Here is a 13,188-nt window from a genome sequence, read left to right as displayed (position 1 = left end):
GTTAATGGCTTAACCTGTATATTGGGTCTGAAAAATAACTTTTCAAGGCAATTATAATAACCTTTAAAGTTACTTTTTATAATTAGTCGCTATTTCAAACGATTGAGTTTCTTATTGCAACCCCAACTGGTATGCTGCCGCTATGAGCGAAACACATTTATCTAATCAGAAGTTTGCCGACTTTTCCCTTCACGAAGGGATAAAAACAGCACTTAACGAGAGCGGCTTTGAATTTTGCACGCCTATTCAAGCATTATCATTACCGATCCTTTTGCAGAGAAAAGATATCGCAGGTCAAGCACAGACCGGAACAGGGAAGACCTTAGCTTTCCTTGTGGCGACCTTTGAACATCTGCTATCAACCCCAATTCCTGAAGGTCGTCAGCTGAATCAACCGCGCGCTATGATTATGGCGCCGACTCGTGAGCTGGCTATCCAAATCGCTAAAGATGCGACGCTATTGGCTAAACATACTGGCTTGAAAGTTGGTATTGTCTATGGTGGTGAAAGCTATGAAGTTCAGCGTAAGGTGCTAGATAAAGGTATCGATATCCTTATCGGTACCACGGGACGTATTATTGATTATGTACGCCAGGGCATCATTAATTTAAGTGCAATTCAAGCTGTTGTGCTCGATGAAGCCGATCGTATGTTCGATCTTGGCTTTATTAAAGATATACGCTTCTTATTTAGACGTATGCCTGATGCCAAGTCGCGTCTGAACATGCTGTTCTCTGCAACTCTTTCTATGAAGGTGCAGGAACTGGCTTATGATCATATGAATGAGCCAGAGAAAGTCGTTATCGCGCCGAACGAAAAAACCTCTAAAAACATTAAAGAAGAGATCTTCTATCCATCAATGGATGAGAAGATGAAGTTGTTATTGTCACTTATTGAGGAAGACTGGCCAGAAAAGGCGATCGTTTTCTCTAATACTAAGCACAGCTGTGAAAACGTCTGGTCTTGGTTATCGGGTGACGGTCATCGTGTTGGCTTGCTTACTGGTGATGTGCCACAGAAGAAACGTATCCGCATCCTTGAGCAGTTCACAACGGGTGAGTTGGATCTCTTAGTTGCTACGGATGTTGCGGCTCGTGGTCTACATATCTCTGATGTATCACATGTATACAACTACGATCTTCCCGATGACTGTGAAGATTATGTCCATCGTATCGGTCGTACCGGTCGAGCGGGTAGGAAAGGTATTTCAATAAGTTTTGCATGTGAAGAATATGCACTGAACTTACCGGCGATTGAAGAGTATATAACTCACTCGATCCCAGTGTCTAACTATGACAGCACTGCGCTGCTTGAAGATATTCCGGCACCAATCCGAGTTCATAGAAAGCACAATAGTCGTCCTCAAGGACGTAGCGGTTCGGGTCGTCCAAATGGAAGTCGAAATGGTAATCGTAACAGCGCACCTCGCCGTCACGATAAGACCCGTAGACATTCATAAGCACTGATGACAACATCTCGCTATGCAGCTATTACCTTAGGTTCTAATAGTTTTAATATGCTGGTCGCCGAAACTGTGGCTGGCCAGCCCAAAATTATTGCCAAGTACAAGCGTAAAGTTCGTCTCGCCGAAGGGATCCAGAACAATGGCTCCCTGAGTGAAGAGGTGTTATTGCGAGGACTAGATTGCTTGTCCATGTTCGCCGAGATGCTCGAGAAAGAGGGCGTCAATAGCGATAATATCGCGGTGATCGCGACAGCGACTCTACGAAATATAGCCAATTCCGATGACTTCTGTCGTCGTGCTCTGCCTATCTTAGGTCATCCCATCGAGATAATCACAGGCATGCGTGAAGCCGAGTTGATCTATCAAGGCATGGTAGCCACAACTTGTGGCGAAGGTCGCCGCTTAGTGATCGATATTGGCGGTGCAAGTACCGAATTTATTATCGGTGATGGTGATAAAGTGTTATTGAAAAACAGTTTAGTTATGGGGTGTGTCACCTTTAATGAGCAGTTTTTTAATTCATTTCCACTGCAAGAACTAGACTTCGAAGATGCTAAGTCCCAGGTTAAAATTACACTGGGTACGCATTTAACAGAGCTAACAAGCTTAGGTTGGCATTGTGTTGTCGGTGCATCCGGAAGTGTTCAATCCGTTGTCGAACTCCTGAGTCATAGAAACGAATCGACTTGTATTACCCCCGATGTGCTTAACAGCCTAAAACAAGAAGTACTGGCGCAGTCAGATCTGTCGATGTCTGAAATTGCTGGCTTAAATCATGAGAGAGCACCGACCTTTGCGGCTGGGATCTCAATTTTACTTGCCTTGTTTGAACTCCTTAACATCGAGAAGCTAAACCTCTCCGGAGGCGCACTCCGTGAAGGCGTGCTACAAAGCCTAGCTAATCGTCTCTAGATTAAACCACTTCATAAGCATCCTTTTCTGTTGTCCCTTACAAGCTCCCAGAGATATTTTACAGATGTTTATCTGTATCAGTCATCTATAGCCTGCTTGTTTCGTGCCGATCCATAACTGCAAAACCCAACTTCAGTTGACCTAAATACTTCCCTTTGAAACAAAATAGACACAAATTAGTTTAAAAAACCATTGTGAATATTAAAAATGATACTTACCACCAAATTGTTAAATTAATTAACAATAATATTCTTGTAAAATTCGAATAACCTAGATTTCTCACTGAGATCAAACTCCGAATGGCTTTGTTACAGGACCTCTATTGAATATTGTAGATTGTATAAAATATATGGGTTGTGTTATCGTTTTGTTGCGCTTGGTTCGTTTTGTACACAAATCAACTAATAATATTTCTGCTAAGCGCGTATTCAGAGAAGGTTTAAGGGAGAATAAATTATGTCTGGAAGTAACGTGCTTAAGCGATTTACACCAAGAAAAACACTTGCAGCAATCGCTGTAGGTTCAGTATTGATGATGTCAGCACCAGCAGTCATGGCTGCTGATACCAGTATTGTTAAGGGCCATATTGTTAATAGTGACGGTGCTAAAGTTTCAAATGCTACTATCACTTTGAAACATAAGACCAAAGGTCTTGTGTATACCGTAGAAACTAACGAAAAGGGTGATTACTTTTTACGTAATGTCCCGGTTGGTGATTATGATGTCAGCATTACTAAAGATGGATTTGCTAAGACTCAAGAGTCAGGAGTGAGAGTCAGTATTGGCCAGCCAGTGATCTTAGATGGACAAATAACTGCAGTTGGTCTTGATAACGTCGAGCGTATCGCCGTGACTGGCAGCATGATACGTCGTGTCGATATGAGCTCATCAACATCTGGCGTTACTTTTAGTCAAGATGAACTTAACACCATGCCTGTCGATTCAGGTTTTGAAAATATCGCACTGCTTGCACCTGGAACATCTGCTCCTGGTGGTGAAAGTTTTAATGGTGCATCAAGTTTTGGTGGTTCATCATCTGCTGAAAATGCCTATTATTTGAACGGACTTAATATTACCAATATCAGAACTGGCCTTGGCTCACTTAGCCTACCTTGGGAAGCGATAGCACAGACTCAGGTCAAAACAGGCGCGATTACTCCAGAATTTGGCAGTGCTATTGGTGGTGTCGTGAATGCTGTATCTAAGTCTGGTGATAACGAATTTCATTTTGGGGTTGAGGGCCGTTGGGATCCTGCATCGCTGAGAGCGTCACATGATTCAATCTATCAAGCCGATGGAACGATCGATAGTGACAATAATACCATGCAAGATAGTGAAGACTTTAAGCAGGCCAGAATCTGGGCAAGCGGTGCAATCATCGAAGATAAGCTGTTTTATTACGGCCTTTATGAACCAAGTCAAAATGACTTCGAGTGGGCAACTCAAACGGTTTACAAAGAAAAAGATCGTGAGTCGAATCGCTGGTTCGCTAAGTTAGATTGGTACATGACCGAAGATCATTCTATCGGCTTCATGGCGATGAACAATAAGCGTACATGGACGACAACGACCTATGCTTATGATTGGGAAACTAATAAAGTTGGTGATCAGCAAGGTGTTGCTGCACCGGGTGAAGATGGTGGTAAGTTATATAGCTTAAATTATAACGGTTACATCACAGATGACTTCTCTGTATCTGCAGTGGTTGGTCGAGTTGAGGAAAATGTAGAGAACCGTGTTGCTTCTTCAAATCCTGGCGTATGGGACGAGAGAAATGGTTCATTTGTTACTTTGAGCCAACATACGAATTCTACTGTTGTTGAGCAGCATTATGTACGCGATCAGGCTCGTATCGACTTTAACTGGGATCTTGAAGATCATGCTATCAGCTTTGGTGTCGATTATAGCAGTGTAGCGGTTGATTATTCAGAAGACCAAAATGGTATCGGTGAAGCACAGGGCTGGTGGACAATTGCGACTGCTGGTGCCAATGATATCTCTGGCGCTGCAGAAGGTGAAGATTACATTGAGCGTCGCCGCCGTTCGACCTTTGCTAACAACGATTCAGAGGTGAGTTCATTAGCTTACTATATCAATGATTCATGGCAGGCAACTGATAACCTAGTTATCAATGCTGGCGTGAGAGTCAATAGTTATGAAAATACCGTATCTGACGGCCGAGCTTATGTCGATCTAGATAATCAGATAGCACCAAGACTTCAGGCTATCTATGATATTCATGGTGATGGCACTTCTAAGATATTTGCGACATATGGTCGTTATTTCCAGCCTGTTTCGGTCAATATGAACATCAAGCAGGGTGGTTCGCAGCGTGAAGTATTTGATTATTATGAGCTAGATCAGCTTGATAGTGATGGTCACCCAATCATTACCGCCGATGGCTCTCCAAGCCGTGGCGTCAACATTCGTGATACTCGCGTAAGACAGCAAGGCATTACTGAACCAGGATTAATCGCTTCATCTTCACTCGACTCTATGTACTCAGATGAGTTTACCGTCGGCTATCAGCAAGAAGTGTTTGAAACCATGTCTGCTGGTGCACGCGTTATCTGGCGTGACCTAGGGCGTGGTATAGAAGATACCGATGTTGAACCGATTTTAAGTCAAAAGTTAGCTGAGCTTGGCATCGATGATAATGTTGGTCAAGGTTCATACTATGTACTGCATAACCCAGGTGAAGCAGTAAACTTAAGCTATGATTTTGATGGTGATGGGCAAGTTGATAATATTACTCTTTCACCTGAAGAGATGGCACTTGATGCTATGGAGCGTCACTACTTAGCACTCGAGCTAACACTCGATGGTAATGTGACTGATGACTTCCGTATAAATTCCTCTTACACCTTGTCTCATAACTGGGGTAACACTGAGGGCTTAGTTAAAACAGATAATGATCAGGCCGATCCGGGTTGGACGACTTCATATGATTATGGCGACTTAATGGATCATGGTTATGGTGATCTGCCAAATGATCACACTCACGTGTTCAAATTTAATGGTAGCTACGATATTACTGAAGAGTTGATTCTGGGTTTTGTAACGAGTATTAGTTCGGGTCGTCCACAAAATGAGTTCTCAGTTCATCCTGAAGGTGTGGATAGTTGTGCTCCTGGTAATCCATGGGATGCCTGTATCAGTCGTTATTACGGCCATGCCAGTCATTATGACGAAAATGGTGACCCATCACCACGTGGTACCGCTGGTACCTTGTCTTGGGTAACTAAGCTCGATCTTTCGTTAATGTACAGAACAGAGCTATTTAATGGTGATTTTAGTATTAAAGGCACTGTTTATAATGTGTTGAATTCAGATACAGCGACAAACATCAATGAAGAGCGCACAGCCTATGGCGAAGATGGTTTGATGCTAAATCCAAACTATGGAATGACAACTGAGCGTCAGGAAGAAAGATACTTCTCTCTTGTAGCTCGTTATCAGTTCTAAGAGCATTCAAGTAAGCTAAAAAGGCCGCATCTGCGGCCTTTTTTATTATCACAATTGTTAAATCCCTCTCTTTATTTTGGTCTTTATTCCATTTAGATATATTAAGATACTTTTTTATACAGAGTGCATTTTTAGTGGATGTTAACCTTTCATGTATGACTCTTTAGCGCAAATTTATTGTAAGGGGTTAGGCAATTTCACTGAGGTAAACCAGTAGTTCACTGCATTAATTGATTATTTATTTCGTCATTAGTCACTTCTTGCCAGCTTTTTCAAAGTTTTATTTAATTGCATAAATACTCTAAAACCTAGCATAAAGACAATTCCATCGCTTAAATGATATATTGCATACAAAATAAAATATGTGATACAAATGTTGTTGCCATGTTTTGTTGTTGTTTGCTTTTTGGTTTCAAGCATCAAAGTTGACTGAGCATAGGACCTATAAAAAATATATTCTTGGGAGATGGAAGTATGAAATTTAATAAAGTTGCTAAGCTCGTTAGCTTGGCCTGTGGTGGAGTCGTCGCGCTTTCTGCACCTGTGTATGCTGCAGAAGGTGATGAAGATACAGTAGAGCGCATTGAAGTTACTGGTTCACGTCTTAAGCGTGTCGATATGGAAGGTGCGAGCCCTGTTACCACTATTACCGCTGAAGATATGGCAACTGCAGGTTTCGCAACCGTAGGTGATGCACTGCGTTCATCTAACCTAAATTCTTTCGGTTCTTATGGTGGAACATCAAACAACAGCTGGTCTTCTCAGGCGACAATAAGACTTAAAGGTGCCGATGCCAGTCATACTCTGACGTTGCTCGATGGTAAGCGTATGGCTAAATCGCCTGTACTGGGTGGCGGTGCAACTAACATCAACACCATCCCAACAGCGGCAGTTGAGCGTATCGAGATTTTATCCGATGGGGCATCGGCTATCTATGGTACCGACGCTATCGCCGGTGTAATTAACATTATCTTGAAGAAAGATTTTGAAGGTGTCGAAGTTAAAGTTCGCGCCGAACAGCCAGATGCCGATGGTGGTGGTGATAACCATTCTGCTTCTTTTACTGGCGGCCTGAGTTCAGATAAAGGCAACTTGATGTTCACAATCGAACATTATAGGAAGACGGGCATACTTCAAGCTGATCGTCCTTATACAGCTGCTCATGTGAAAGATGGACAAGATCCAAGTGATTACAGAAGTTGGATCGGACTGAGTCAGACTGGTCGTACGCTCGATATGGGGCCTAATGGTGGTTGGGAGTATCAGACGCCATTTACTAATGCTGGCCTGGATTGCGCCGATGTGTATGGTAATAACTTCACCGGTCCGCTAGGTGATAGTAAGTATGCTGGCGAAACGTCTTGTGCCTATGATTATACAAAAGCTGCTTATCTTGATGTCGATCAAGAGCGTACATCTACGCTACTGTCGTATTCTTATGAGTTGAGCGAAGATATTCAGCTTACTGCGCGCGCCTACTGGGCATCGAATAAGACCACTGATATTTCGGCACCAATTCCTGGTTATATCGAATTCCCAGAGGCTATGCCTGAATATACTACTGCAGAAGGTTTAGATCTACGTGCAGTACCCGAAGGCGGGGCTATGCTATATCGTTTCGATACTGCTGGTAATCGCGTTCGTGAAAGTACCGATAATATCTATGATTTCTTAGTGGGCCTCGATGGTACAACCGATAGCTTCGATTGGAATGCGTCAGTGTCTTACAACAAGTATGACGTATTTAAGTGGGGAACAGGTTATCAGCTAAAAGGCGCGACCACTGATCTCGTTGGTGCTTGGAATGATGCTACTAATACATTTGAAGGTTGGGATCCACGGAATCCGAATTCTGAAGTTCCTGCTGGCGCGACGGCTAATTCAGATGCACGTTTAACCAGTAGCGCATTAGAAATGGATGGTGGTCTTAGTTTTGAATTGTTTGAACTTACTGGTGGTGCGACGGGTCTGTATGTTGGCGCATCATACCGTGAAGAGAAGTTAGACTCTCAAGTTGATGCCTTAGAAGAGGCTGGTTTAATTGCCGGAGGTAGTGGTGGTGCCGGTGGTAGCGGTGAGCGTGATGTGAAAGCCGTATTTATGGAGATGTCTTTTCCTGTTTTGGATAACTTAGAGGTCAATCTTGCTGCCCGTTATGATGATTACTCTGACTTTGGCGGAACTTTTAATCCTCAAGTATCAGTACGTTATAACGTTTTAGAGCCATTGTTACTTCGTGCTTCATGGGGTACAGGTTTTAGAGCTCCTACTTTGGAAGATCTAAATCAATCTACCAGTGTTGGTTTTAACGATGTGACTAACTACCTTAAGTGTTATGAAGATGGTCTAGGCATCGATGGTTGTAGCATCGAAGACAATGTTCCAGTTTCGACTAATCGTAATGAGAACTTAGGTCCGGAAGAGTCTGAAAGCTATAACATAGGCATGGTGTGGGATATTACCGATAACATTAACATGTCGGTAGATTACTGGTCATTAGAGACTGAAGGTCTTATCTCAACGCTTGTCGATAGTGAGATCACACGTACTCAAGCTGAGTTATGGCAAGCGGCTGATGCTGCTGGTCAGCCTCGTCCCGATGTGAGCGCTATTTATCCTGGTACATCAGTTAGCCAAAATGGTGCGGGCAAACTGACTGCTATGACTAACGTTCTACAAAACATTGGTCTGAGTGAGCGTCAGGGTGTCGATACTAAGTTTGCGTCTACATTTGAAACTGAAGTGGGTGACTTTAAGCTAGGTCTTGCCTGGTCTCATTATATCAAGTATACAGATTCAAGCCCTGAAGGTGGTGTGCAGACCATGTCTCGCAACTGGAGTGGCACCGAAGATTATCCAGATGACCGGGTAAATTTCTCAGCTAATTACTTAGTGGGCGATCATAGCTTGTTCTATCAAGCTGATTATATCGATCATCAGTCTACAACTGATACAAACGATAATGGTTCTAGCTATCAGATTGATTCGATCGTATACCATACACTAAGTTATTCATACACTATGCCTTGGAACAATATAGTTTCTGCGGGTATTAACAACCTGACCGATGAAGAACCAAGCTTCGACGCAGGTGGTGATTATGACAGCGGTATATATGACATCATTGGTCGTACTTACTGGGTGTCATTTAGTCAATCATTCTAATCATGATTAGCTAAAAAATAGTTATAAAAAGGCACTCATCGAGTGCCTTTCCTTTTTGATGCTAAATTAAATCAGTTTAGAATTTTAGCTAAATCGATCTCTAATGACACCTCAGGCCGCTCTACTATTCGACCAATCTCTTCGTCTTTTTGCATCACAATGAATGTCGGAATACGGCTAAACTCATATTGGGCGGCTAAACCTTTCGAATCGGTTTTAGTGCGGTCTATGCCAATATAAGTCACCTTAATATTCGGGTTATTCAGCTCTTCCATGATGCGGATGAAACGCGGTGTCTCACGATGACAATCCGGGCACCAGGTACCAATAATCACAATGATTTCAGTCGGCTCTTTGAGTGACTTAAATGGAGTTATTGCCGCTGTGTTGACCTGATACTCTTTATAGCCTTCAGCAAAGTCATCGAGTTCGGTGACTAAGGTTTGTGCTTCTACTAATCCGGTTAATATCACTTCTTGTTTCTCCTCGCTGCATGTAGCGATAAAGCCATCTTGCTCATCTTCGAATGCACAGCCACTGCTTGCAAGAGTTTGGGAGCTAAAGAAGAGGGCTGTAGTGGCAAGTAATGCCTTGATGTTCTGATTCATGATAATACCTCATGCTCGGGGGAAATGACTAGCTGTGTTTGATGCGCGCTTTGAGGGTATTTAATCATTTAGTGGTAGTGAGGAGAAGAATGACACTTAGTAATGCTTGGCTAGATCACATCCCAATATCGTATTTAGCTGTGTTGATCACAAAAATCATTATATAAGAGAGTTAGTCATGCTGGAGTGGCAATGGTGTGCCTATATTTTATTAGAGAAGAACTTTAATTAATATGTGGGAAGTAGCTCCAAAACCTCAAATGTACTGAGGGTTTGGAGTTAACAAGAGTCATCAAATGTTATCTGGAATTCTGCTCTGAAGTGAAAATATTCCACATCATCTGAGTGCCTGATACTTGCCACTGACCCACGGCAATCAGTCTGTGCTCTCTTCCTTTGATTGAAGTCGGCGTTCGGTCGATCTGATCATAGGTTTGGGTGACGATACTCTGAGTTGGGAAGCCTATCTCTTTGGCAATACCGTGTATGGTATCGACGCGGCGTTGAGCCAGTGCATGGTTATAACTGTCGCTACCTTCCGGGCTGGTATCACCTATGAGCACCAGTTTGGCCTCAGGTAAATCCATCAGTTTGTGTAATAGCTCAGAAATCTTGTCGACTTCATTTTTCGATAGCTGTGAACTGTCGAAATCGAACATGATAACTTTAGTTTTTTCTTGAACTTGATTGAGACTCTCAGGGCAGCCATCATTAGATATTATTGCACCCATTGTGGTCTCGCTACAACTATCTCTCGCATTGATCACACCGTCATTGTCAGTATCGAGTAGATCACGACTCTGAGCCTGATCGGCATAAGGTTCAGCAGTTTGAGCGCAGCCCGATATTAAGCTTAGAGTCAGTGCAATAAACAAACCTGATATTATAGTTTTCATGTTATTTCTCCTCGCTCCAGGTTGTTGGCTTATCGATTCTGAATGATTCCATTAACTGTCCTGTCGCGTTAATTAATCGATAGGCTGCTATATGGTAGTTATGATGGGCATTGATATAGTTTTTTCGAGCTAGAAACACTTCTACTTTTGCATCTAATACATCGAGCAGCGAGCGTCTGCCAAGTTCGAACTGTTTGATATAGCCCTTTTCGGCTATCACGGCCTGATCGACATTTTCCCGGTAAAAACTACGCTGTTGACCGACAAAATCATAGGAGTTCCAAGCCAAGCGTGTGCTCTCGACCACTTGTTTCTGTGTATTTTCTCTAACGGCCATTGCTTGCTGATAACGCCATGATGCGGCTTCAGTTCTGTCTATTGTAGATCCACCATTGAAGATATCGTAACTGAGCATCAACATGGCTCTAGCATCTTCGTCTGGTCCCTCTATTCCGCCAATATTGTCATTCTTATTGGCTTGTAGTTCTAAAGAAAGCTTAGGCCAGAAATCGCTTTTTTCCCGCTCATGTTGAGCGCTAGCTGCTTGGGTATCTGAGATAGCAGCATCGATTTCAGGATGATTTTTAACGGCTTGTTCCAAGGCGTAAGAGAGCGTGGTAGGGACATATTCAAAATCAGGCATAGGGTTAATAAGATCTTTGGGGAGCTCGCCGACCAGATCGTAATACTTTGCCTGCATATCCATCTGATTATGGCGTGCGGCTAAGTAGCCAGATTGGCTCGTTGCGAGTCTTGCCCTGACCTGGGCTACGTCGGATTCACTGCTCAATCCTTTGTTCTCTCTCGACTGGATATTTTTGAGGATTTCCCTATGTTCTTCAATATTTTGCTCGGCAAGTCCGACGATTTTGTTGGCCATGATAAGTTTTAGGTAGATACGGCTAACCTCAAGGCTTAGGTTCTCGGCTTCAGAGATAAGACCAAACCGCTCAGCTTCTTTCTCAAAGTCGAGTCTGTCTATCTCCGATGTTGTTCTGAAGCCATCGAAAATAAGTTGGGAAACTTTAACTCCGATCTCGGTGCGGGTTAGCTCGCTATCGACTCTCTGGCCACTGTTATAGCGGACATCTTCATAACCTACTCCGCCATATAGGCGAACCTGAGGCAAATAATCACCCACTGCGGCACGCCTATATCTGACAGCGGCCTCGAATGCGGCATATTTTTGTTGTAATGAGGGGTGATGGTTAATCGCTTCAGCCACAGACTGTTCCAGCGTCAGAGCTTGAGCTTGGCTAGAAAGTGCTAATAGTGGGATGAGTATAAGTTTTCTCATTGTATCCATACCTTATGGTTCACGTAACGCATTGGCTTTTGCGCGTAAGAGTGGCTTTAGCCAATAATTTAAAACGGTTTTATTTCCTGTAAGAATATCTGTGCTGGCCTGCATGCCTGAAATTATCGGCCAGCCATTGAGCATGTTCTCATCGGTCTTAACATGGGCTTCGTAATAGGTGGTGCCATCTTCTAGTTGCTGGGCATCGGCGCTGACATAGATGACTTCACCTTTCAGGCCACCATAGATGACAAAGTCATAGGCGGTAAATTTGACTGTGGCTTCCAGCCCCGTATGCACGAAGGCTATGTCTTTTGGAGCGATGCGAGTCTCGACAATCAAGGCACCATCGGATGGTACAATGGCCATGATTGACTCACCGGGTTCCACCACCGCGCCTAATGAGCGGACTAGGATATTGGTGACCTTGCCATCTATCGGTGATGCAATTTTTGTGCGTTCCAGCCTGTCGGCGAGTGTTTTTATGCTCTCTTGTAAACCCGCCAGCTCATTGATCACTTCGTTGCGTTCGGCTTCGGTTCTGCTACGAAAGTCCAGAGCTAAGGTGAGTCTTTCTCCAATTGCCTGACTCTTAACCGCCTTTAATTGACGTGCCATGGATTTTGATGCTGAGAGTTCGCCCTCGAGTCGTATCTCATCTCGTTCTAGCTTGAGCAGTTCTAATTCTGCGACAGCGCCTTCATTGACAGCCTCTCTGGTCATGGCTATCTCCTGGCGAACCAGCTTTAAACCGCTGACCTGAGCCCGTGTAGTGATACGGTTCTCTTCCTGAGCCTGTATCTTCTGTTCAACGGCTTGCTCGGCCTGATCGAGTTGAGAGTTTAGTTGTGACAGGCGGGAGTGGAATATTGCCTGAGATCTCTGGCTCCGCTCACCATCGATCATCTCGATAGCTTGTGGAGTTACGGTGATTTTAGCTAGCCAGTGATTCGCTAAATTATCTATATTGACACTCTTTAATTCGGCTTCTAGGCGTGCCCGCTGACGACGCAATGCATTACGACTCAGTTGAGCTTCATCGAAAGCCGAAGCGAATCTTAGCTCATCGAGCACCAGTAAGGCTTGACCCGCTGTTACAATCTCCCCCTCTCTGACTAATACCTGTTTTAATATTCCGCCATCTAAGCTCTCGACCTGTTGTACTGCCAAAGTTGGCACCACTTTTCCCTGACCTATGACGACCTCTTCTAACGTGGCGTAGTGGGCCCAAACTAATGTACTGACAATGAGCGCCAAGACGATGAGTATGAGCCGGTTAGCGCGTTTGGCACCTTCAAGGTGCTTAATATGAAGATTAGCGCCCATAAGTTAGCTCCCTTGACTGGAAGTTGAAGGTCTCTGAGTAAACAAGTACTAACA

At 43.7% G+C, this 13,188-nt stretch carries 8 protein-coding genes; 4 read left to right on the top strand and 4 right to left on the bottom strand.

Annotation, left to right across the window (positions count from 1 at the left end; all coding sequences use genetic code 11):
- Positions 1-142: 142 nt before the first annotated feature.
- From rhlB to sps_RS15095, 4 genes are all read left to right on the top strand, one after another.
- Positions 143-1,459, top strand: coding sequence for an ATP-dependent RNA helicase RhlB (gene rhlB, locus sps_RS15110; protein ID WP_077753290.1), 1,317 nt, complete (start codon positions 143-145; stop codon positions 1,457-1,459).
- A gap of 6 nt (positions 1,460-1,465) precedes the next feature.
- Positions 1,466-2,377, top strand: coding sequence for a Ppx/GppA phosphatase family protein (locus tag sps_RS15105; RefSeq protein ID WP_077753289.1), 912 nt, complete (start codon positions 1,466-1,468; stop codon positions 2,375-2,377).
- Positions 2,378-2,833: 456 nt separating this feature from the next.
- On the top strand, positions 2,834-5,842 hold the full coding sequence (locus sps_RS15100; RefSeq protein ID WP_077753288.1) for a TonB-dependent receptor: 3,009 nt from the start codon (positions 2,834-2,836) through the stop codon (positions 5,840-5,842).
- 474 nt (positions 5,843-6,316) lie between these two features.
- A complete protein-coding gene (locus tag sps_RS15095) occupies positions 6,317-9,007 on the top strand; it encodes a TonB-dependent receptor domain-containing protein (RefSeq protein ID WP_077753287.1) in 2,691 nt (896 codons plus the stop codon).
- A 71-nt stretch (positions 9,008-9,078) separates the two neighbouring features.
- Here the strand turns inward: sps_RS15095 and sps_RS15090 are convergent, their stop codons facing one another.
- The 4 genes from sps_RS15090 to sps_RS15075 all read right to left on the bottom strand — a co-directional run bounded on the left by sps_RS15090 (position 9,079) and on the right by sps_RS15075 (position 13,134).
- The gene (locus tag sps_RS15090) at positions 9,079-9,615 is read right to left on the bottom strand and encodes a thioredoxin family protein (protein WP_077753286.1); all 537 of its coding nucleotides are present in this window, start codon (positions 9,613-9,615) and stop codon (positions 9,079-9,081) included.
- Between the two features lie 299 nt (positions 9,616-9,914).
- Entirely contained in the window at positions 9,915-10,511 is a 597-nt protein-coding gene (locus sps_RS15085; protein ID WP_077753285.1) for an OmpA family protein, read from the bottom strand.
- A 1-nt stretch (position 10,512) separates the two neighbouring features.
- Positions 10,513-11,808, bottom strand: a complete 1,296-nt coding sequence (locus sps_RS15080) for a TolC family outer membrane protein (RefSeq protein WP_077753284.1) — start codon at positions 11,806-11,808, stop codon at positions 10,513-10,515.
- A gap of 12 nt (positions 11,809-11,820) precedes the next feature.
- Entirely contained in the window at positions 11,821-13,134 is a 1,314-nt protein-coding gene (locus sps_RS15075) for an HlyD family type I secretion periplasmic adaptor subunit (RefSeq protein WP_077753283.1), read from the bottom strand.
- Positions 13,135-13,188 lie beyond the last annotated feature (54 nt).

Origin of the sequence: Shewanella psychrophila (assembly GCF_002005305.1) — a bacterium.
In the GTDB taxonomy this organism is placed as follows: Bacteria; Pseudomonadota; Gammaproteobacteria; order Enterobacterales; family Shewanellaceae; genus Shewanella; species Shewanella psychrophila.
Note: the sequence above shows the minus strand (reverse complement) of the source record. Positions and strands in the feature narration are given on the sequence as shown.

What these genes read in the sequence shown, in the direction of transcription:
- rhlB (WP_077753290.1), top strand. Translation starts at nt 143, where the DNA reads ATGAGCGAAACACATTTATCTAATCAGAAGTTTGCCGACTTTTCCCTT.
- sps_RS15105 (WP_077753289.1), top strand. Translation starts at nt 1,466, where the DNA reads ATGACAACATCTCGCTATGCAGCTATTACCTTAGGTTCTAATAGTTTT.
- sps_RS15100 (WP_077753288.1), top strand. Translation starts at nt 2,834, where the DNA reads ATGTCTGGAAGTAACGTGCTTAAGCGATTTACACCAAGAAAAACACTT.
- sps_RS15095 (WP_077753287.1), top strand. Translation starts at nt 6,317, where the DNA reads ATGAAATTTAATAAAGTTGCTAAGCTCGTTAGCTTGGCCTGTGGTGGA.
- sps_RS15090 (WP_077753286.1), bottom strand. Translation starts at nt 9,615, where the DNA reads ATGAATCAGAACATCAAGGCATTACTTGCCACTACAGCCCTCTTCTTT.
- sps_RS15085 (WP_077753285.1), bottom strand. Translation starts at nt 10,511, where the DNA reads ATGAAAACTATAATATCAGGTTTGTTTATTGCACTGACTCTAAGCTTA.
- sps_RS15080 (WP_077753284.1), bottom strand. Translation starts at nt 11,808, where the DNA reads ATGAGAAAACTTATACTCATCCCACTATTAGCACTTTCTAGCCAAGCT.
- sps_RS15075 (WP_077753283.1), bottom strand. Translation starts at nt 13,134, where the DNA reads ATGGGCGCTAATCTTCATATTAAGCACCTTGAAGGTGCCAAACGCGCT.